The organism is Parashewanella sp. 2304DJ23-3, from assembly GCF_056591695.1.
The window spans coordinates 60,628-82,791 of record NZ_JBWQOH010000013.1 but is presented as its reverse complement, the minus strand read 5'-3'; the positions used below and the strand labels follow the sequence as shown (position 1 = coordinate 82,791).

Annotated in this window: 18 protein-coding genes; 10 read left to right on the top strand and 8 right to left on the bottom strand. The window is 42.8% G+C overall.

Annotated elements, in window-relative coordinates; genetic code table 11:
- Nucleotides 1-36: 36 nt before the first annotated feature.
- The 5 genes from AC1EU2_RS17650 to AC1EU2_RS17630 all read left to right on the top strand — a co-directional run bounded on the left by AC1EU2_RS17650 (nt 37) and on the right by AC1EU2_RS17630 (nt 4,486).
- Nucleotides 37-1,059 carry an HlyD family secretion protein gene (locus AC1EU2_RS17650; RefSeq protein ID WP_480299593.1) on the top strand — a complete coding sequence of 341 codons (1,023 nt, stop codon included), beginning with the start codon at nt 37-39 and terminating at the stop codon, nt 1,057-1,059.
- A complete protein-coding gene (locus AC1EU2_RS17645; RefSeq protein ID WP_480299634.1) occupies nt 1,053-1,985 on the top strand; it encodes an ABC transporter ATP-binding protein in 933 nt (310 codons plus the stop codon). The genes AC1EU2_RS17650 and AC1EU2_RS17645 overlap by 7 nt, the downstream gene beginning before the upstream one ends.
- Entirely contained in the window at nt 1,982-3,082 is a 1,101-nt protein-coding gene (locus AC1EU2_RS17640; RefSeq protein ID WP_480299592.1) for an ABC transporter permease, read from the top strand. The genes AC1EU2_RS17645 and AC1EU2_RS17640 overlap by 4 nt, the downstream gene beginning before the upstream one ends.
- A 164-nt stretch (nt 3,083-3,246) precedes the next feature.
- Entirely contained in the window at nt 3,247-4,077 is an 831-nt protein-coding gene (locus AC1EU2_RS17635; RefSeq protein ID WP_480299591.1) for a hypothetical protein, read from the top strand.
- Between the two features lie 73 nt (nt 4,078-4,150).
- The gene (locus AC1EU2_RS17630) at nt 4,151-4,486 is read left to right on the top strand and encodes a hypothetical protein (RefSeq protein ID WP_480299590.1); all 336 of its coding nucleotides are present in this window, start codon (nt 4,151-4,153) and stop codon (nt 4,484-4,486) included.
- A gap of 59 nt (nt 4,487-4,545) precedes the next feature.
- On the opposite strand, the gene gcvT is transcribed toward AC1EU2_RS17630, so the two are convergent.
- From gcvT to AC1EU2_RS17615, 3 genes are all read right to left on the bottom strand, one after another.
- Nucleotides 4,546-5,664, bottom strand: coding sequence for a glycine cleavage system aminomethyltransferase GcvT (gene gcvT / locus AC1EU2_RS17625; protein ID WP_480299589.1), 1,119 nt, complete (start codon nt 5,662-5,664; stop codon nt 4,546-4,548).
- A gap of 68 nt (nt 5,665-5,732) precedes the next feature.
- A complete protein-coding gene (locus AC1EU2_RS17620; protein ID WP_480299588.1) occupies nt 5,733-7,097 on the bottom strand; it encodes an alanine/glycine:cation symporter family protein in 1,365 nt (454 codons plus the stop codon).
- A gap of 725 nt (nt 7,098-7,822) precedes the next feature.
- Nucleotides 7,823-8,479: a helix-turn-helix domain-containing protein gene (locus AC1EU2_RS17615; RefSeq protein ID WP_480299587.1), complete on the bottom strand. Its 657-nt coding sequence runs from the start codon at nt 8,477-8,479 to the stop codon at nt 7,823-7,825.
- A gap of 389 nt (nt 8,480-8,868) precedes the next feature.
- On the opposite strand from AC1EU2_RS17615, the gene AC1EU2_RS17610 reads away from it, so the two are divergent.
- The 5 genes from AC1EU2_RS17610 (at nt 8,869) to AC1EU2_RS17590 (ending at nt 17,536) form a co-directional block, all read left to right on the top strand.
- On the top strand, nt 8,869-10,176 hold the full coding sequence (locus AC1EU2_RS17610; RefSeq protein WP_480299586.1) for a serine hydroxymethyltransferase: 1,308 nt from the start codon (nt 8,869-8,871) through the stop codon (nt 10,174-10,176).
- A 73-nt stretch (nt 10,177-10,249) separates the two neighbouring features.
- A complete protein-coding gene (gcvH, locus tag AC1EU2_RS17605; protein WP_198677715.1) occupies nt 10,250-10,639 on the top strand; it encodes a glycine cleavage system protein GcvH in 390 nt (129 codons plus the stop codon).
- Between the two features lie 127 nt (nt 10,640-10,766).
- Entirely contained in the window at nt 10,767-13,622 is a 2,856-nt protein-coding gene (gcvP, locus tag AC1EU2_RS17600; protein WP_480299585.1) for an aminomethyl-transferring glycine dehydrogenase, read from the top strand.
- A 219-nt stretch (nt 13,623-13,841) separates the two neighbouring features.
- Complete coding sequence (locus tag AC1EU2_RS17595) at nt 13,842-14,957, top strand: porin (RefSeq protein WP_480299584.1); 1,116 nt, start codon at nt 13,842-13,844, stop codon at nt 14,955-14,957.
- Between the two features lie 257 nt (nt 14,958-15,214).
- The gene (locus AC1EU2_RS17590) at nt 15,215-17,536 is read left to right on the top strand and encodes a hypothetical protein (protein ID WP_480299583.1); all 2,322 of its coding nucleotides are present in this window, start codon (nt 15,215-15,217) and stop codon (nt 17,534-17,536) included.
- On the opposite strand, the gene trmH is transcribed toward AC1EU2_RS17590, so the two are convergent.
- From trmH to gmk, 5 genes are all read right to left on the bottom strand, one after another.
- The gene (trmH, locus tag AC1EU2_RS17585; RefSeq protein ID WP_480299582.1) at nt 17,502-18,209 is read right to left on the bottom strand and encodes a tRNA (guanosine(18)-2'-O)-methyltransferase TrmH; all 708 of its coding nucleotides are present in this window, start codon (nt 18,207-18,209) and stop codon (nt 17,502-17,504) included. The genes AC1EU2_RS17590 and trmH overlap by 35 nt on opposite strands.
- Before the next feature lie 66 nt (nt 18,210-18,275).
- Nucleotides 18,276-18,659, bottom strand: a complete 384-nt coding sequence (locus AC1EU2_RS17580; RefSeq protein ID WP_129944728.1) for a RidA family protein — start codon at nt 18,657-18,659, stop codon at nt 18,276-18,278.
- A gap of 229 nt (nt 18,660-18,888) precedes the next feature.
- Complete coding sequence (gene spoT / locus AC1EU2_RS17575) at nt 18,889-21,006, bottom strand: bifunctional GTP diphosphokinase/guanosine-3',5'-bis pyrophosphate 3'-pyrophosphohydrolase (RefSeq protein WP_480299581.1); 2,118 nt, start codon at nt 21,004-21,006, stop codon at nt 18,889-18,891.
- An 86-nt stretch (nt 21,007-21,092) separates the two neighbouring features.
- Nucleotides 21,093-21,374, bottom strand: coding sequence for a DNA-directed RNA polymerase subunit omega (rpoZ, locus tag AC1EU2_RS17570; protein WP_129944730.1), 282 nt, complete (start codon nt 21,372-21,374; stop codon nt 21,093-21,095).
- A 64-nt stretch (nt 21,375-21,438) separates the two neighbouring features.
- Nucleotides 21,439-22,062: a guanylate kinase gene (gmk, locus tag AC1EU2_RS17565; protein WP_480299580.1), complete on the bottom strand. Its 624-nt coding sequence runs from the start codon at nt 22,060-22,062 to the stop codon at nt 21,439-21,441.
- Nucleotides 22,063-22,164: the final 102 nt, after the last annotated feature.

Below are 22,164 nucleotides of genomic sequence, written 5' to 3'. Positions count from 1 at the left end.
CTACACTTAAGCTACTGATTATTGTGGGATAAGAGTATGAGAGTTCTTCTACTATTATTGTGTACTACTTTGCTTTTTGGGTGCTTCAATCAACAGGCTAATCAAGCCTTAGGCACGCTTGAGCGTGATCGCATTACGTTTGCTGCTACAGGTAATGAGATTATCCGCCAAGTGCCTTTTAAAGAAGGGGCACAGGTGAAAGTGGGTGATGTGTTGGTCAAGCTTGATGGTACGCACCAGCAATCCGTTGTAGCTCAAGCCAAAGCCAATGTCGCAAAGGCCAACGCAGTATTACGAAAATTGACCAACGGTGAGCGTGAAGAAGACATTGCCGTTGCTAATGCTAATGTTGAAAATGCGAGAGCACAGGATAATGAAACAGAAAAAAACTATCGTCGTATCTCAGAGCTTTACCAGAGAAAATTAGTCAGTCGAGCCCAGCTTGATAGTGCTAAAGCGAGCCGAGATAGCGCACGGGCGAATTTGCGTTCAGCCAATGAAGCTTTCAGAAAGCTTACGGCTGGTGCCAGAATCGAAGATATTGATCAAGCGAAAGCCGAACTCGAAGCAGCAAAAGCCGTGTTTGCTTTAGAAGAGCAACGATTAAAGGATCTTACGGTAACAGCGACCAGAAACGGGGTGCTTGACAGCTTACCTTATAAACTGGGAGAACGTGTACCGATTGGTGGTGTAGTGGCTGTGGTATTGGCTGATAATGCTCCTTATGCAAGAGTGTACGTACCTGCGTCGATGCGTCTTGATTTTGTGATTGGTAAACAAGTGGTGGTACATGTAGATGGTGTAAAAACCTCGTTTGTAGGTCAGGTGAGAAAAATTTCGGATGAACCTGCTTTTAGTCCTTACTATGCATTGACGGAGCAAGAGCGCTCTCATCTGATGTATTTAGCTGAAATTACACTCCCAAAAACGGCAGAGCGACTCCCTTCTGGTATGCCTGTGCAAGCTGATTTCTCACCAATGACCTTACCCCCTCCACCGAGAATTAAAAAGAATAAAGATGAGCCGAAACAAGTCAGTCGTCCAAGGAACTCATTATGACAGAGGAGTTTGCCATCACAGCACAAGGTGTGGTGAAAAAGTTTGGTGAGTTTACCGCCGTTAATGGGCTTGATTTGTTTATCCCCAAAGGGCAAATTTACGGCTTTTTAGGGCCTAATGGATGTGGTAAATCAACCAGTATTCGATTACTAACAGGACTACTCGCACCAACCGCTGGTGATATCGAAGTATTGGGTTTAAAAGTTCCTCAAGAAGCCGAAAAGCTAAAAACAAAAATCGGTTATATGACTCAAAAATTCTCTTTATATGACGACCTGAGTGTTGAAGAAAACTTAGTCTTTATGGGCCGTATATACGGCTTGCCCGAATCAGTATTAAAAGAACGTCTCATTACTCAGCTCGAAACCTATGGACTCAGCCAGCTTAAAGACAATCGTGTTTCAGGTATGAGTGGCGGGCAAAAGCAGCGTTTATCGTTGGCTGCTGCCACTATTCATCAGCCTGAACTGTTATTCCTTGATGAGCCCACGTCTGCCGTAGATCCAGAGAATCGCCGCGAATTTTGGGAGCAATTATTCGATTTGTGCGAGAGCGGCACGACCATTCTTATTTCAACGCACTATATGGATGAAGCTGAGCGCTGTCATAACCTCGCCATTATGGAAGCTGGTGTCATTCGAGCTCATGGTTTACCTGAAACATTAATGGATAACCTCGGGGTTACGGTTGTCGAAGTACTCGCTGATAACTTACGGCAAATTAAAGCGCAATTATTGAAAAGTGAATACATTAACTCTGTAGCTCAGTTAGGCGTTCGTTTAAGAGTTTTAGTCAGCGAGGATATCTCACAACCTTTGACGTGGTTAAAGCAGCAGTATCCTGAATTGAAAAACGCAACGCTTGAAATCTCACGGGCGAGTTTAGAAGATGTATTTGTCTCTGTGACTGGGGAGGGCAGACAATGAAGTCTACTCGCCGAATTGGAGCCATGATTTTTAAAGAGTTTCGCCAATTAATGCGGGATCGTATAACCGTCATGATGGTTGTGATGCTGCCATTACTCGAATTAATGCTTTACGGTTATGCCATTAATATCGAAATTAAAAATATCCCTATTGGAGTCGTAGATCAGAGCAACTCTGTGTTTGGCCGACAGTTAGTAGAGTCAGTTAAAGCGACCCAAATTCCACGAGTCAAACATGTCTATAGCACCGTTAAACAAGCACAAGATGCATTGCGTAAAGGCAGAGTGAGAGCAGTATTAGTGTTACCTCCAGACTTTATGCAACGGGTTGCACAAGGTCGAATTTTAGGACAGTGGCTGGTGGATGGGTCTGACACTTTAGTGAGTGGGGCTTTCAAGGCATTGGAGAGTATGCCCTTAACTGACTTTGATATTCCCGTTCGAAAAGCCGCCCCTGAGCGAACGTTTGAGATAACCATTTTTTATAACCCGAATCAGCGCAGTGCGGTAAATATTGTTCCAGGGTTAGCTGGGGTGATTTTGACCATGACGATGGTTATGTTCACTAGTCTTGCGATTGTGCGAGAAAGGGAGAGAGGTAACATTGAGTTATTGATCACTACGCCGATTCAACCACTTGAATTGATGGTCGCCAAGATCGTGCCTTACATTGTGGTTGGGTTAGTGCAGGTAGCGATCATCCTTGGCGTCGGGCACTTATTGTTCGATGTGCCGATTAATGGCTCTTTGATCCAAGTGTTGCTTGTGACGCTGTCTTTCATTGCTGCCAGTTTAACTTTAGGTTTATTGCTTTCAACGATTGCTCAAACGCAGATGCAAGCAATGCAAATGACAGTATTTATTTTACTGCCATCAATTCTATTATCTGGGTTTGCGTTTTCTTATGATGCGATGCCAGTTGCGGCTCAATGGATTGCGGAAGCACTGCCAGCAACGCACTTTATGAGACTGATACGCGGTGTAGTGTTACGAGACGCAAGCGTCATCGATATGTGGCCGGATACTTTATGGTTACTGGTATTCACGTTCTTAGGAATTTTGATTGCAGCTAAACGCTTCAGCAAGTCGCTGGATTAAGCGTGTTCATTCATCTTATTTCAGCCATTCGATTCGTTTGGATTTGAGAATATCAGGTATTAAAGCGATATTTTATCTCATTGCTTTGATGCTTCTTTTTCAATTATGGAACTTACATTTAATTAACAACTCTATAGTTTCAGTGATGAAACTTGGAGTGAACATTGTTACAGGGATTAAATGCATCATGGAAGTATGATGAAGTTGAGTGCATAGAATGGCAAATGCATGCTGAAGATGGAACTGAGCCAACTGAGCTTTACGTTGATCATTCAACACGTTCCAACAGTCATGAAAGTGCTTCTCAACCGCTTAATACTCAACACAAAGATATCAGTTTGGTGGCGTTGCTTCATGTTGCCTTATTCTGGTTTCTTGCTAGCAACTGGCAAGCACCCAATAAGGTAGAGCAATTACAACTACTGCAAAAACCAATGTTTCCAAAGCTAGAGGCATTTTTATATCAAATGCCGATTACAGCCACAAAAAAAGTGCCTCAAGAAAAGAGTCAACCTGTAACAGTAGTAGAGCCTGAAATTAAAAATATGCCTAAAGTCATTACTGAGGCACCTACCGTTACAGAGGTCGAAGTAAGCAAAAAACAGCAGTCACCAGACAAGCTGGAAGAAGCGCCCAAAAAATTCAATTTTAAAGCTGCAACTCAGTCTTATTTACAGCGGCAGCAACAGCAGCAATTTGAATCTTTACCACTAGGAAACGAACAATATCGCTATGGTTCGATGAGCGAAATGACGCCGCAGATGAAACAAGAGTGGTTGCCAGCGAGAGAAACCTTTGCTGAGAAGAAAACGCTTGATCACCGACTCGATCCTAACCGAATCATTAGAGAGGGTCATGAGTGTTGGCGTGTAGTGAAGATCATTGATCCAATAGCAGGGGACTCTGAAAACTTAGGGTATAAGTTTAAGTGCGGAAAAACCGATCAAGAAAAAGCGTTAGCGGAAAGTTTAGGTAAGTACCTGAAAAAACGGTAAACAGTACAGAGTTTATACAAGATAACTGTGGTAATTTTGCGACTGTTTTATCATTTTAAAGAAGACGTTAGCGATGAAAAAGTATTTAGCCCTCTTGATATTCACATTATTACCCATATCTGCTTTTGCTCAAAGTACGGGTTCTAGAGATATTGGTACCTTATCATTCAATGTGGTCAGTAAATCACCCGCGCTTGAAAAAGATGTATACATTACGACTCGGCAAACAATGATTAACCCAGCGAATTGTAGTCAGACGTCATATTTACTCCCAGACAACGCAAACTACGATCATGAGCTTAATATGTTGCAAGTGGCTTCTGATGTATCCGTGATATTTGAGGTTTCCGACAGCGAATGTTCACATGATCATCCGTTGATCACTCAGCTCACTTTGAAATGGTGGTAGAAAGAATCTTAGATGAGGCTCTGAGAGCAGAGCCTCTATATTGAGCTAATTAAGTGTAATCAGCCACGATAGTAACGTTGAGTTACAAATGGCATTTTAGCAACTTGCATCGGTAGTTTTTTACCACGCACTTCAGCAAAAATTTCAGTATCTAGTGCGGCATACTCAGGTTTGACGTAGCCCATAGCAATAGGGTGACCCACGCTAGGCCCTGCAGTACCGCTAGTAACCACGCCAATTTTTTCTCCATCAGCATTGTACAACTCCGCACCTTCACGCACAGGCGCTTTAGCTAAACCTTTCATACCTACACGTTTGCGAGATACATCCTTAGTGACGATTTCAGTTAAGATTTTATCTGCACCAGGGAAACTGCCAGCACGTTCACCGTCAGTACGACGAACCTTGCTGATTGCCCATAACAAACTGGCTTCAACAGGTGTTGTTGTCGTATCGATATCATGGCCATACAAACATAGGCCAGACTCTAAACGTAATGAGTCACGGGCACCCAATCCAATCCATTCAACTTCATCTTCAGCTAACAGCTTACGTGTGATGCTTTCCGCTTGGTCGGCTGGAATTGAAATTTCAAAACCATCTTCACCGGTATAACCCGCACGACCAATAATGCATTCAGCGCCATCAATGTTCACACGACGGCTGTCCATAAATACCATGGTCGATACTTCAGGTAATAAGCGAGCCATCACCTCAGCAGCCTTTGGACCTTGAAGTGCAAGCAATGCGCGATCAGGCATTTCAGTAAGTTCAACACCGTCGACAAGGTTGGCTTGCATATGAGCGATGTCTTGCTCTTTACAAGCAGCGTTAACCACAACAAATAAGCCATCACCTAAGTTACTGACCATTAGATCATCCATCAAGCCGCCTTGTTCATTAGTGAACAACGCATACTTTTGTTTGCCTTCTGGTAAATCACTGATATCAACAGGCGTTAAGTTTTCAAGCATTTGAGCGGCGTTTGCACCTTTTAGGAACACTTGTCCCATGTGTGAAACATCAAATAGACCTGCGGCATCACGAGTGTGAAGGTGCTCTTTTTTGACGCCTAGTGGATACTGAACTGGCATTTCATAGCCAGCAAACGGCACCATTTTAGCTTCTGCTTCTAGGTGTAAATTGTATAAAGGAGTGCGAAGTAAGTCCTGTGACATAACAATACCACTTATAAGTTAAGTCTAAGCCGTCGAATCGACGGCTTAATTGATGATGAAAGAGAGAATTAGTCGTCTACGTTAACGTTTTTACCAGCGAAGTAATCGCGAGTAAGTTTGAAGACGATAGGGCTAAGCAGTACCAGAGCAATCAAGTTGGGAATTGCCATCATTGCATTCATGGTATCAGCCAGTAACCAGATAAACTCTAGTGAACCTGCAGCACCGATTGGAACAACAAGAATCCAAAGAATACGGAAAGGCTTGACCCCTTTTACGCCGAAGAAATATTGAACACATTTCTCACCGTAAACACTCCAACCTAAAATGGTTGTGAATGCGAATACTGTTAATGCAATAGCAACTAAGTCGTCACCAAATGGAATCGCTGAGCTGAACGCTTTTGCGGTTAGCGCCGCACCTGTTTCACCTGATGTCCATTCGCCTGATACGACAATCGCAAGACCAGTAATGGTACAAACTACTAGCGTATCTAGGAATGTACCTAGCATTGCTACTAGACCTTGTGCAACTGGGTTATGAGTTTGCGCAGCAGCATGAGCAATCGGCGCACTACCAAGACCAGCTTCGTTTGAGAATACACCACGTGCCACACCAAAACGGATTGCAGCCCAAACCGCAGCACCAGCGAAACCACCTTGTGCAGCAGTACCAGTGAATGCAGATTCGATAATAAGAGAGAATGCAGCAGGGATGTCAGCAATATGGTAACCAAGAACAACTACACCAGCAGTGATGTAGAAAATCGCCATCATAGGTACAAGCTTACCAGCCACATCGCCAATACGCTTAATACCGCCCATAAGAACCGCACCTACTAATACCATTAATACGATACCAGTTACGATTGGTGAAACCCCAAACGTTGATTCAAGTGCGTTTGCTACCGAGTTAGCCTGTACCGTGTTACCAATACCAAAGCCTGCGATAGAACCAAACAGTGCGAATGCACCGCCTAACCAAGACCACTTACTCTTAAGGCCGTTTTTGATGTAGTACATTGGGCCACCAATGTGCTCACCGTTTGCGTCAGTTTCACGGTATTTAACCGCAAGTACGGCTTCAGCATACTTGGTTGCCATACCCACTAATGCAGTTACCCACATCCAGAATAGTGCACCCGGGCCACCTAAGAAAATAGCTGTTGCAACACCGGCAATATTACCCGTACCAATAGTTGCGGAGAGAGAGGTCATTAGAGCGTTAAATGGGCTAATTTCACCCTTAACGTCTTTGTCTTTTTCAGGAACTCGACCTTGCCACATCAGTTTGAAACCAGCGCCAAGTTTGAGTACAGGCATCAGCTTTAAGCCGAATGTTAAAAAGAGTCCAACCCCGAGAATGAGAACCAGCATGGGTACACCCCATACAATTCCATTGATGTAGGATAAAAAATTACTTACTAAATCCATAGTAACCTCATTTTGTTGTTATTATCTTCGCAACTTTAGTGTCGCGTTATTGTGCATTTTCTCTTGGCTTTTGATTCTAAGCTTCATTGTGATTGAAACGGCAAGTCACAAAAGCTAAAAGTTAAGACCGCCTATTTTAGTTTTTATTTCCTTGAGCACGATCTTAAGTAACACCCAAACTGACACTTAACCAACATCGTATTCAAGGTAAGTACCTGACCATAAATTTCTTAAGATTTTGCCGTGCCCATATTCAGCACTCTACTTCGTTGCAACTCCTTGCCATAGCTACGGCTATGACTCGTCACTGCGCCTTGTATTGCACTAAACCTGAACACGATAATTATCAAAGAACTTATCATCAGGTACTTAGAAAACTGGTTCCAACTCTGGCTTGCGATAAGCAGAAACACTTCAGTTAATCCGCTCTCACACTGGTCAACTGTGACGACTTAACGCTTACGTCAAAGCTGGAATCCAAGTTTCCTATCGGAAACAAAGTAGACTTTTAAAATATAAAATCAACCTTTTTTTAACAAAAAAGTGCGGCAAATAATCATAATTGATACAAATTGATTTATCTATGTTAATGATTTTTATTGATTATGTGTGAAAGTTGAAGGCGTGTAGATTAAATGGTTAAAGTTGACGCTTTGGTAAACTTTGGCTGCCCTCCATGAGAGGACAGACCAGAAGAACGCCAGAGATATGAGAGTTGTTGCGGGTTATGAGGTGGTGATCCAAAGAATGAGTGCATCTTCTTCGCTGCTGGATACCACAAGATGGCCCATGCTGGCATCGTAATAGGCGCTGTCTCCAGCCTTAAGCGTACGAGGTTGATAAAATTCAGTCAGTAATTGCGCTTCACCTTCTAATACTAAGAGAAACTCCTCACCGTCATGGCGAACCCAATCGCCAAAATCATCAAAACTACGAGCATGAACGCGGCTTTTATACGGCAGCATCTTTTTGCTACTGAGCTGAGTGGCGAGTAGTTCGTGTTCGTAAGTGGTAGTGAGATGCTGCTGACCTTTACCTTGTTCAGTGATATCACGGCGACCAGTGGCCTGTTGCTGCTTAGGCTCCACAAACAGTTGTGGGATCTCAATATCTAGACCTTTTGCTAATTTTTGTAGGATTGCAAAGGTCGGAGAGATCTGCTCATTTTCAATTTTTGAAAGCGTAGATTTCGCTACACCAGTACGTTTGCTGGCATCTTCAAGCGTCAATTGATACTGAGTTCGAATTTTTTTGAGAATTTTTCCTATGTTTACCGGGTCTTCTGCAGTGAAGCTGTCTTCTTGTAGAGCAACAGCTTCTGACGGGTAGACATCAATATTTCCATTGTCTTTCATATCTGATCTGGCGTTGGTATTGAACATTCTGTTCACATTGTTACATATTTTCCCATTCAGCTATATAGGCACCGAATTAGAATTATTACTCAATTGTTGGAAATAAATTCGATCATGTGAGAAAAAGTTTCCAATAAGAAAAATAATTGTTGATCGCTCATTTTTTCCCTGTTATGTTTTAAAAATGTAAAGTTGACGTAAACAGTCATGAGGCTCTCATCACTGGATAAGTAAAGGGATTAACCCTGCTTACATTTTTCGTCAAAAAAGACCCAGCAAATAACGATAATTACAATTGGGCTTCTTTCCCCCGCATTTGTGGATTCTCGTTTATTAAGCACTTTGCTTGCTGGTGTGTGGATTAAGCCAAACGGAGCCAACTTGTCAATCAAGCTCTGTTGAAATGAGGATATATCATGGAAAAGGTAGCAGCAGTAACATACAGTGACCGTGAACTAGAAAGTTTCTTCTCTTCCGACTTAGCTTCAGTAGATGGCGCAGTAATGCAAACCATCAGTCAAGAAAGCACTCGTCAACAAAACCAAATTGAACTTATTGCTTCAGAAAACATCGTTTCTAAAGCGGTAATGGAAGCTCAAGGTTCACTGCTAACCAATAAATACGCTGAAGGATATCCTGGACGCCGTTATTATGGTGGTTGTGAGCATGTTGATGTCGTTGAAAAACTGGCTCAAGACCGTGCAAAGCAATTATTTTCTGCTGAATACGTAAACGTACAACCACATTCAGGCGCGCAAGCCAATGGTGCTGTGAAGTTAGCACTCTTGCAACCAGGTGACACAATTTTAGGTATGTCATTGGATGCCGGAGGTCACTTAACTCATGGTGCTCGTCCTGCTCAATCAGGTAAATGGTTTAAAGCGGTTCAGTATGGTGTGTGTCAAGACACGCTTCATGTTGATTATGACCAAGTTGAAGCCCTAGCTAAAGAACATAAGCCAAAATTGATCATCGCCGGTGGCTCAGCCATTCCTCGTCAGATTGATTTTGCGCGTTTTCGTGCTATCGCCGATGAAGTCGGTGCTTATTTGATGGTAGATATGGCTCATATCGCAGGTTTAATTGCGACGGGTCATCATGCAAATCCACTTCCACATGCGCATGTTGTCACTACCACTACTCATAAAACACTTCGCGGTCCGCGCGGTGGCATGATTTTAACCAACCATGAAGACATTGCTAAGAAGATTAATTCAGCCGTGTTCCCAGGTCTTCAAGGTGGCCCATTAATGCACGTTATCGCGGGTAAAGCAGTTGCCTTTGGTGAAGCACTAGAGCCAGGCTTTGAAAGCTACATTGCTCGTGTATTACAAAACGCAAAAGTATTAGCTGAAACCCTACAAGGCCGTGGTTGCGATATCGTTACTGGCGGTACAGACACTCACCTTATGTTGGTTGACCTTCGCCCTAAAGGTTTGAAAGGTAACGCCGCAGAAGAAAGCCTTGAACGCGCAGGCATCACTTGTAATAAAAATGGCATTCCATTCGATACTGAAAAACCAATGGTGACATCTGGTGTTCGTCTCGGTACGCCAGCAGGTACAACTCGTGGTTTCGGTGTTGAAGAATTTACCTTAATCGGTAATTGGATTGGTGACGTTCTAGATGGACTAGCAGCAAATCCAGAAGGCAACTCTAAGGTTGAAAAAGAAGTGCTTGAAAAAGTAGAAGCGCTTTGTAAAAAGTTCCCTTTATACAACTAATTGGTATTTGTCACACTCGCTGCAGTGGGTGTGATTGCAAAAAATAAAAAACAAGAATTCAAAGCAGGAAAAGATTATGAGTGTTGCAGCAAATTACAAATTCGCAAAAAGCCATGAGTGGGTCAAAGACAATGGTGATGGCACCGTAACAGTAGGTGTTTCTGAGCACGCTCAAGGCCTATTGGGTGACGTGGTATTCGTTGAATTACCTGAAGTGGGTGAAGACACGACGGCAACGGAAGGTTTCTCTCTCGTTGAGTCCGTGAAAGCGGCATCGGATGTTTATGCTCCGGTTTCAGGTGAAATCCTTGAAGTGAATGAAGAGCTTGAAGACAGCCCTGAATTAGTTAATGAATCTCCGTTTAAAGGCGGCTGGATTGCAAAAATTAAGTTAAGTGATGCGTCTGAGCTAGCAAACTTAATGGATGAAGCTACTTATCTAGCAGGCTTAGACAGCGAGTAACCTGCGTGCAGGTTGGTTTAAAAATTGAATTGATATCATCAGGTGATTGTTAAGGCTTATGACGAAAATGATAAGTCTTAGTTAACGTATAACAGTCAGTCATCTGATTTATGTAAAGGCAAGAATTATGAGCAGTATGGATTTATTAACGAGCTTGTCGACCTCAGATGAATTTATTGGTCGTCATATTGGCCCAAATGCCAATGATGTAAACGCAATGCTAAGCCATTTAAAACTGAGCAGTGTTGCAGAGTTAATTTCACAAACCGTCCCTGATGATATTCGTCTTCCGCAAGCTATGGATTTACCTGACGCCAAAAGTGAGCAACAAATGCTGACTGAGCTGAAGGCCATTGCTTCGCAAAATAAAGTGTATAAAAGCTTTATCGGCCAAGGGTATTACAATACTTTTGTGCCAAACGTGATTTTACGAAACGTATTAGAAAACCCAGGTTGGTATACAGCATATACGCCTTATCAGCCTGAAATTGCTCAAGGCCGTCTTGAAGCTTTGTTGAATTATCAACAAATGATCATCGATATAACGGGTCTTGAATTGGCGAATGCATCATTACTTGATGAAGCCACAGCAAGCGCAGAAGCGATGAGCTTCTGTCGTCGTGCGAGTCGCAGTAAGTCGAACGTATTCTTTGTGGCTGACGATGTGCATCCACAAACTCTGAATGTCATTGAAACTCGTGCTCGATATTTTCATTTTGAGCTCGTCGTGGCGCCGGCGTCAGAGCTGAATGATCACGATTTCTTTGGTTGCTTATTGCAGTACCCTGGCACTCAAGGCGGTGTCGTTGAATTGTCTGAGTTGATTACTTCAGCTAAAGCGAAAAAGGCAGCGGTCGTTGTTGCATCTGATTTACTCGCATTAACCTTGCTTAAAACACCGGGCGAAATGGGTGCCGATATGGTTGTCGGTAGTGCTCAACGTTTTGGTGTACCAATGGGTTATGGTGGTCCTCATGCCGCATTTATGGCAACCAGTAATAAGCACAAGCGGAATATTCCTGGCCGTGTGATTGGTGTGTCAAAAGACAGCCGAGACAACATGGCACTGCGTATGGCGATGCAGACTCGTGAGCAGCATATTCGTCGTGAAAAAGCCAATTCAAATATTTGTACTGCACAAGCATTACTTGCCAATATGGCGTCTTTTTATGCTGTATATCATGGCCCAGATGGACTGAAGAAAATCGCTCGTCGTGTGCATCATTTAGCCAGCGTTTTTGCATTAGGTCTTAAGCAGTCAGGTTTTGAACTCGCACATGATCATTTCTTTGATACGGTGACAGTTAACACCAACGGTAAGACTGAAAACTTCTATCAAGCGGGTTTTGTGAGTGAATTAAACTTACGCCGATTTGAAAACCAGTTAGGTGTGAGCTTTGATGAAACCCATACTGCTGAAGATGTTGAAAGCCTATGGAAATTGTTTGGCCTGCAACTTCAGTTTGGTGATGTAGCACCTGCGTTGAGCGAAGAGTTTGCTGCGATTCCAGAAACCTGTCGTCGTGAATCAGAATTCTTAACACATCCTGTGTTTAACTCGCATCACAGCGAAACCCAAATGCTGCGTTATTTGAAGTCATTAGAGAACAAAGATTTTTCATTGACTCATGGCATGATCCCGCTTGGCTCGTGCACCATGAAATTAAATGCTACAGCGCAAATGATCCCAGTATCTTGGCCTGAATTTGGTGGCATTCATCCGTTTGCACCAAAAGATCAATGCCAAGGCTACCAAGAGCTGTCTGATACCCTAAAGCAGATGCTGGTTAAGGTAACGGGCTATGATGATTTTTCATTGCAACCAAACTCTGGTGCTCAAGGTGAGTATGCGGGTCTGATTGCGATTCAGCGTTATCACGAAAGTCGTGGTGAAGGGCATCGTAATATTTGCCTTATCCCAACTTCTGCACACGGTACTAACCCTGCGAGTGCAGCAATGGTATCGATGAAAGTGGTTTTAGTGGAATGTGATGCTGAAGGTAACGTTGATTTGGCTGATTTAGACGCCAAAGTTGAAGCTAATGCTGACAACTTATCATGCATCATGATCACATACCCTTCTACACACGGTGTTTACGAAGCGGGTATTCGCCATATCTGTGACAAGGTGCATTCAGCTGGCGGTCAAGTTTATCTTGATGGTGCCAACATGAATGCACAGGTAGGAATTACTTCTCCGGGCTTTATTGGCTCTGATGTATCACACCTTAATTTACACAAAACCTTCTGCATACCTCATGGTGGTGGTGGTCCGGGTATGGGGCCGATTGGTGTCAAGTCTCACTTAGCACCATTCTTACCTGGAAGCTGCGAAAACAATTCGAGGGGCGCAGTTTCAGCTACAGCCATGGGGTCTGCTTCTATTTTACCTATCTCTTGGGCATACATTGCCTTAATGGGAGGCAAAGGGTTAACAGAAGCAACTGAAGTTGCCATCTTAAGTGCGAACTATGTGATGGAGCGTTTAAGTGAACATTATCCAGTATTGTTCCGCGGCAACGCCGGTCGTGTTGCCCATGAGTGCATCATCGATTTACGTCCACTTAAGGAAGCGACTGGGATCAGCGAAGAAGATATCGCTAAACGTCTCATGGATTATGGTTTCCACGCACCGACCATGTCATTCCCAGTGGCAGGTACTTTGATGATTGAGCCGACAGAAAGTGAATCACTTGAAGAGCTGAATCGTTTTGTTGATGCCATGATTGCGATTCGTGAAGAAGTAGAGCACGTAGCAGCAGGTACATGGTCACTGGAGAACAATCCGTTAGTGAATGCACCGCATACCATGGCTGATTTAAGTGATGAGTCATGGGATCGTCCTTACTCTCGTGAAATCGCTTGTTTCCCAAGCCAACATGCGAAAACCAATAAATTCTGGCCAGCAGTGAACCGAGTCGACAATGTATTTGGCGACCGTAACTTAATCTGCTCTTGCCCAAGTATTGAAAGCTACCGTTAATGCGTTAGCGTTCAACTCCATGTGCCTCAGTTCTTGTGAACAAGAAAAGTGGTCTGAGGCACATAAACTCATTCTGACAAAACGTGAATGGGTCGTTGGAATATCCTACTCAGTCTGTTGTTCACTTCTTCTATTTTTACGGGTCGGGAGTGTGGCTGAAAACTGGAAATAAAAAAGATGCCGAAAACGGCACTGAATAAAAATAAAAAGGAAAAATCCATGTTTAAAAATACAATCAAACTCGCTCTACTCCCTCTTGCTATTAGTGCTTCGTTTGCTCAAGCAGCAGATGTATCTAAAGAAGAACTACAACAACAATTAGATCAAATCCAGCAACGTCTGGCTGAGCTAGAAAAAGAACAAACGGTAGCAAAGAAAGTCATGACGAAAACAGTGGTCAGCAAACCACTGAAAAAGCCAACTCGTCACAAATTAAACTTCTACGGCACATTACGCCCAACGTTTGGTGTTACTGACACTGATGAAGGTTCTAATTGGGATGTGGGTGACGCACTTTCTCGCATCGGTATTGCCACTGAGCACAAATTAAATAACGGTTTAACGGCATTTGCTAAGGGTGAATTTAAAGTAAACATTCAAGCGAATGGTGACTTTGGTGAAGCTCGTAAAGCGTATGTGGGTGTGAAAGGTGATTTTGGTCGCGTTGCTATTGGTAAGCAGGCGTCAACACAATACAACATGATTGCTGATCCGGTTGATATCTTTAACCGTGCATCTACGCCATTAGCTTATGACAGTGCAAGTCCGTTCCGTGTTAATAACTTAGTGACTTATCGTAAGTCTTTCGGTGACTTTAACTTCTCAGTTGATGGTCAATTTGATGGAAGTGATGGTGACTCAGGTGCAGATCTGTTCAACACGGGTCTTGAATATAATGGTGACGCTTTCAGAGCTGCTGTAGCTTACTATAGCCGTGATCGCGGTATTAATACGGAAGATACGATTGGTTTCTCTGTATCAAAAAGCTTCGGTGATTTATACCTAGCGACATCATATCAAGATACCTCTATTGATCTTACTGAAGCCAATGCCTATGGCCAAACGACGACTGACGGTAATACCTTAGATGTGGTTGCTGCATATAAAATTAATAACACCTACAAAGTAAAACTAGGTGTATCTATGTTTGAAGATGGTGTTGATGGTGGTTCAAGCTTCAATTACGACGCTTACAATGCCACGCTTGAGTATCACACAAGCCCAGACTTCTATATGTTTGCTGAAGTTCAACAAAATGATTTTGAGTACCAGCTAGATTCGACTCAATTCAATGTTGGTTTCCGTTATAACTTTGATGTGGGTTTTGATTTTTAATCAACTCCCCTCAATAAAAACTTAGTATGCCTGTGCTGAGCAGGCATCCCAGTCATCTCCCTATCTAATTTTAAGTAAACAACCTTTGTTTACTTCTGCGTTTCGAAGTGAGTATGTTGCACTCATCTTTGGGTGAGCCCCCTGTTTCCGATGGCAGTGGGGCTCTTTTTTATTAATAAATGATAATTATCTGTAAATATTCCAGTTATACATAGTGAGCTAGCATGTAATAACTTATCGTTCTGAGATAAATCATTATGGCTGTATCTGGGACTAGTTCTACATTTCAGGCAATATATCAAGGCACACAAGAGTGTGACGATAGCGGTATTTCAGATCCGGATGATCAATCTTGTGAAGCCTTCAAAGCAACAGTGACCACTTATCTTGAAAAAGCAACCTTGCTTACCCTCACAAAGCGGCAACAAACCAAAGAAAAGCTTGATTTAGCGAATAAAGTTTGGGACACGATTGGAGCTTTTCATGATGGCGTGGTTGACACTTTAGAAAGTATCGGTGTTTTACCTGAAACTGCTCATGGAGAATTGGGAGATACAGCTCCCTGTAACATAGCAAAAATCGAAGATTGTTTGGAAAGGCTAAAATTGTTGAAGCCACAACTAGTGTCACTTAAGCAATTATACCCCTCTAAAAGTGATCAGAATGATTGTGAACGATTTTTGAAGCAAGTTGAGGAAACGATCTCAAAGCTTAGTGACAAACGAGAAGATTTACAGCAAGAAGGGCTTCCCGAAGAAGAAATAGTGACAGACAGAAATGTTTTTACATGCATTAAATTACTTGAGGAGAGACTAAAAGAGATTGAGTCAATGACCCCTCCAGAGGAAGGCTTACAACAGCTCCTAAATTTAAAAAATTATCCTTTAAAAGATATTGAAGCTAGAGAGGCGGTGGCATTGTGCTATTGGAATCTTGCAACCTCATTTTCTGATGAAGTAGATGACTTGTTGGGTGAGGAATGGAAATCTCGACCATGTCGATCGTTCAAACAGAGCGACAGAATGGATCAAGCTGAGTCGAAATTGATTAACGCAACACTTTGCCTAGAGCATGCCAAGGGTCGCTATAGCTCTGATGAGTATAAAGAAGACTGCGCTGAACAATTGAAGCTATTTAATTCAGAGCTGGTTTTGGTAAGAAACAAACAAAGTTCTTTTCATGCAAAACAGCTTAAGCTCCAAGGTAAAACCAAGCCATTAGCACAGGTAAAAAAGGAACCTGAACCGACGTTGGTGGTTAGCGTTCACGTAGAAAAGCCCAAAGTGAGTACCGTTGACTATCCCGTCAAAAAAGGTGTAAAGCGAGAGCTTCAAGATAGGTACACTCAAAAGGCATACAAAAAAAGCAAATCATTATCTCCTGTAGCAGTAAAGCCAGAGGTGGATGGTGAACTCAAAGCTAAATACCCAAGTATGAGTGAGGGACTAAAATTACACGATCTTAAAGATCAACGACTGGTGTTTAGAGAGTTAGAACGACAAAGCTCTACGAGTAGCAGTGTAGTTGAAAGTTTAACAAAAGGGACAATGACAGAAGAGGTGTTTAGAAGTACGCTTCAGAAAATTAGAAGCCAAACGGATAATAGGTCAAAGAGAGTATTAGAAACATTAGAGCGAAAGCTTGAACCGCTCGACGTTTACCATTCAGAAGAAGTATTGGAGGTAGCTTGTCGATTAGTTGATGACATTGTCGAAGATGCACAGGATTTATATCAAAAAATTTCTATTCTGCTTCACGAAAATGCTGAGATGAAAGAGCAAATTGAAGCGTTAGAAAGTGCGCAAAAACCAATTGAAGAGGAACCGGCAAAACAAATACTTAAACTAGAAAAGCAGTGCAAAGCCAAAGAAGGCATTATGAAGCGACATAAAGAAGAAATTGGGAGGCGGCTGGATATCGCACTGATTTGCATTCGTGATTGCGACGATGCTGAACAAGAAACACAAGACTCTGTTGTTCATAGAAAACATCAACAAATCGCAAATATTAGAAAAAACTTTGCTTTTGCGATGGCAAATGATGTCATTGAATTATCAGATTATGACTTTTTTGAACCTCTTGATTTAGCGGAGTGTTACGCTAATTTTGAAAAAGCACAACCTCGCAAGACCCCTTATAGAATAAAAAGAATTGATGCTAAAGAACATAAAACAGAAAAAGAAAGGAAACTTGTTCTTGATTACATCGATAAAGCAACACTAAACGACTTTAATGAACACTTAAAAGTAGAGAGAGAAAAGAGAGCAGTAAATCGAGGTAAGATTAAGTCGTTGTGGGCTGATTCAGAATCAGAGAAGATTATTCCGGACCTTCGATCAGATAAACCGCAAGGTAAAACTGCTGATCTATCTGATCCATTAGAAGAGGTTTTTCAACCGATCCCTTTCGATGAATCCGACTTTTCTCCTAAAGCCAATCGCAAGACCCCACTAGAGACGATCAAGAAACACCAACAACTCAGAGAGAGCTACCAGCAAGAGGTAAATGCTGAAATAGCTCAAGATAAAAGTGAAAGCGAGAAGTCTACAAGGATTGAAATTCTTCGAGGTCGGGTGTAGTCCTTAATCTGTGCCACCAGTCCTCAGAAGCGACAATTTGTCCGTCAGGTCCAATGGCTGGATATTCAATCCCCTTTTTACGGCATGCCTTGGTGTATTGTGGGTGACCTTGTTCAAACAAGAGCTTCTGACAATATTCATCGCTCAATTTACATTGGCCATACATCCCTGCGTCTTGGCGTTGACGCTGCGCTTCAAATAATACCAAAGCAGTGGCGACAGATACGTTTAACGATTGCACCATGCCCACCATCGGAATAATCACTTCTTGATCTGCGGCATCAATCATGGCTTGACTGACTCCGGTTCTTTCATTGCCCATGACCAACGCTGTTGGCTTAGTGTAATCAATCTCACGGAAGTCTTTAGCATTAGGACTGAAGTTGGTCACCAAAATTTGCATACCCTGTGCTTTCAGTGCAGTGATGGCTTCGTCTGAGGTGTAATGCTTTTTGACTTGTACCCACTGCTGGCTACCAGATGCAGTGTTACCAGAAACACGCATATCGGCATCAGGCCAAATAGCATGAATTTGATTAATTCCCACTGCGTCGGCAGTGCGAACAACAGCTGAAATATTATTTGGCTTATGCACTGTATCCAAGCACACCGTTAAATCTGGTTGGCGATTATTGAGCAATTCAGTGATGCGAGCAAAGCGTTCTGGAGTCATGGCGATTAACTGTGATTGTGTGACAATAAAAAAGGCGCATAATGCGCCTTTGTTCAATAACGCTAATTATAGCGCCATAATGGCGTCCATTTCTACTTGAGAGCCTTTTGGCAGCTCTTTCACACCAATGGCTGCACGTGCAGGGTATGGTTGAGTAAAGTAGCGGCTCATGATCTCGTTTACGGTAGCAAAGTGGGATAAATCAATTAAGAAGATATTGAGTTTAGCGATATCAGCCAAGCTTCCGCCAGCGGCCTCACAAACGGCTTTCATGTTTTCGAATACTTGAACCGTTTGCTCTGCAAAGTCATCACTCACCATTTCCATGGTTTCAGGCACTAATGGGATTTGGCCTGATAGATATACCGTATCACCTACTTTTACAGCTTGAGAATAGGTACCAATCGCTGCTGGTGCTTTTTCAGTCGCAATAATGTGTTTTTCTGCCATGATGTCATCTCGTCTTGTTATTATGTAACCTGAACTTTGGATAAGCAAACCTCTATAGCACCGCTATTTTCGCCTATTCCGGCGTTGCAATTTGCTGAAATAGACTTGCTATTACAACAAATTGCGCCTTGTACTCGACGCAACTATCAGCACTGTAGGTGAGTTTTAATCATAATATGTACAAACAAAAGTTTATAGATTTCATTATCCAAAACTCAGGTTAGCTAGTCTATTTATTTCTAGAGGTACGCAGTACTTCCGGCAAAACCCTAATTCGGCGCATTACATTCGCAAGGTGAATACGATCGGTCACCGAAATTCTAAGGTTAATCAAATAGACTCTGCCGTCACGTTCCTCGGTACTTAGATTATGAATATTCGATTTTTCTACGGATACAATATTAGTGATTTTCGCTAATGCACCTTGATGATTCACAATTTCAATTCGTAGGTTTGCTTGGAACTCCGCACCTTCAGCGTTATCCCATTGCACTGGAATATACTTATCTGGTTCAGAATCGTAACCACGAATATTTTTGCAGTTTTCCATGTGCACCACTAAGCCTTTACCTGGGCTGACATGAGCGATAACGATATCACCTGGAATCGGGCGGCAGCAGTTAGCAAAGGTGACTAACATACCTTCTGCACCACGAATCGGCATTAAGTGTGAATCGCGGTTATCATCGGTTTCTGTTGGTGCTTGATCGCCCAGTAGCCGCTGTGCAATCACAATGCTCATTGCATTACCTAAACCAATGTCGGCCAGTAATGAATCTAACGAGTCATGCTTAGTATCTTCTAGTACTTTATCAATTTGTGTTTGTGCAATACTTTCTAAGTGATGTGTCTCACCGAGTGCATGATTGAGTAAACGTCTGCCCAGCGCAATAGCATCACGGCCTTTAACGGTCTTGAGAACTTGGCGAATCTTAGAGCGTGCTTTGCCTGTCACCACGAAGTTGAGCCAAGCCGCATTTGGTCGTGCACCATTAGCAGTGATGATTTCTACGGTCTGACCGGACTCAAGCGGCAAACTGAGTGGATAAGCTTGACGGTTCACTTTGGCGCCCACACAAGTATTACCGATATCGGTATGCACTTCATAAGCAAAGTCTACCGCTGTGGCGCCAACAGGAAGTTCTAAGATACGGCCATCAGGCGTGAATACGTAAATTTCGTCTGGGAACAGATCGGTTTTCACGTTTTCAACAAATTCAAAAGAGGAACTGGCACTTTGCTGTAGCTCTAATAAGCTTTGCATCCATTTACGAGCACGTACTTGACTGGTTGTGCCTGTGGTCGCACCTTTTTCATCGGCTTTATAAGCCCAATGCGCAGCAACGCCTTTGTCCGCCATTTGATCCATATCTTCAGTACGGATTTGAATTTCAACGGGCACACCGTGAGGCCCCAGCAAAGAGGTGTGCAAAGATTGATAGCCGTTAGCTTTCGGCATTGCAATATAATCTTTGAAACGACCAGGGCGTGGTTTATAAAGCCCATGCATTGCGCCTAATACACGGTAACAGCAATCGATGGTTTTTACGGTAATGCGGAAGGCATAGATATCCATGACTTCCTGAAACTGCAATTCTTTGTTTACCATCTTGTTGTAGATGGAAAATAAATTCTTTTCGCGGCCTTTTACACCACCTGGCAGTTGCGTATCTTCAAGTCGAGTATTAATCGCCGCTTCAATGCTTTGAATGATCTCTTTACGATTGCCTCGTGCGGCTTTTACTACCATCTTTAATACGCGATAGCGCATTGGGTAATAAGCTTGGAAACCCAAATCTTCTAATTCAGTTTTGATATTGTGGATGCCCAAACGGTTAGCGATTGGTGCATAAATATCGAGAGTTTCACGGGCAATACGACGGCGTTTATCGGGTCTTAACGAGCCCAATGTACGCATATTGTGGGTACGGTCAGCCAGTTTTATAAGGATAACTCGGATATCTTGAGTCATCGCCAACATCATTTTGCGAAAGTTTTCTGCCTGCGCTTCTTTTTTGTCTCTGAACTTTAATTTGTCGAGTTTTGACACGCCTTCGACGAGTTCTGCAACATCATTGCCAAATAACTCACTGAGTTCTTCTTTGGTTATTGGAGTATCTTCAATGGTGTCGTGGAGGAGAGCTGCCATGAGTGATTCATGGTCAAGGCGCATTTCGGCAAGGATAGTGGCAACAGCAACAGGGTGAGTAATATAGGGTTCGCCGCTGGATCGCATTTGGCCTTCATGGGCGTCTTTGGCGACGACAAAAGCCTGTTTGAGTAGGGCGACCTGCTCCTCGGTAAGATAACTGGAAGCGACTTCTTTTAGACCTTCAAACAGATACAAGTATCAGTACTCCTATAAACTTTCCTTATAACTAGAGACCAGCCGAGGCCAGTCTCTATACATTATATCTGCATAAAAAGCAGTGATTAAAGTGCTGTACGCCCTTCAGCGATAGCAGCAACTGCAGCAATTTCAGCGGCTTCACGCTCACGTACTGATTGACGCTCTGCAGCATCAAGAGTACCAGCGTTAACTAAACCAAGTTCGATTTCGCGCAGTGCGATAACCGTTGGCTTATCGTTTTCTTCTTCGACCATTGGGTCTTTGCCCTGTACTGCAATTTGGCGAGCACGACGGGCTGCAACCAAGATCATGTCAAAACGGTTGCCGATTTGTTCAACGGCATCTTCTACAGTTACACGAGCCATGTAATAGAACTCCAATTATCGATTTAAATAGTTAAAAATGACGCAAAATTGTACACGAAGACAATTATTCTGCCAAGAGACTCTTTAGCATATCATTATGTGTATGGGTCTGACTAGTTTGAGTCAAACGCTGTGAGCGAATGATCGTAGTTAAATCACCCAGTGCTGTGGCAAAATTGTCATTCACAATGATGTACTCATACTCATTGTAGTGTGACATTTCGGAAACCGCTTGTGCCATACGGCCTGCAATCACTTCTTCGCTGTCCTGACCTCGGCCAGTTAATCGGCGCTCTAATTCTACTTTTGAAGGTGGTAGGATAAACACCCCAACAGCTTGTGGCATGATCTGCTTCACTTGCTGAGCACCTTGCCAGTCGATATCTAAAAATACATCGATGCCTTTAGCCAGTGTTTCTTCAATCACGACTTTAGACGTGCCGTAGTAGTTGCCAAACACTTCAGCCCACTCAACAAAGTTATCTTGCGTGATCAGTGTCTTGAATTCTGCTTGGCTAACAAAATGATAGTGTTTACCGTTTTCTTCACCTGGGCGTGGCGCACGGGTGGTGTGAGAAACTGAAAGTTGCATGTCACTTGGCTGGTCTTGTAGTAAAGCAGAGATCAACGATGACTTTCCTGCTCCACTTGGAGCCGAAATAATATAAAGAGTTCCTTGGGCGCTCATAGGATCATAATCCGGTGTTTTATGTTTGGGAGATGAAATCGAACTGTTAATTTAATTGATGATACGATTTCTAAATTATAACGAGTATTATACTCTGTATAT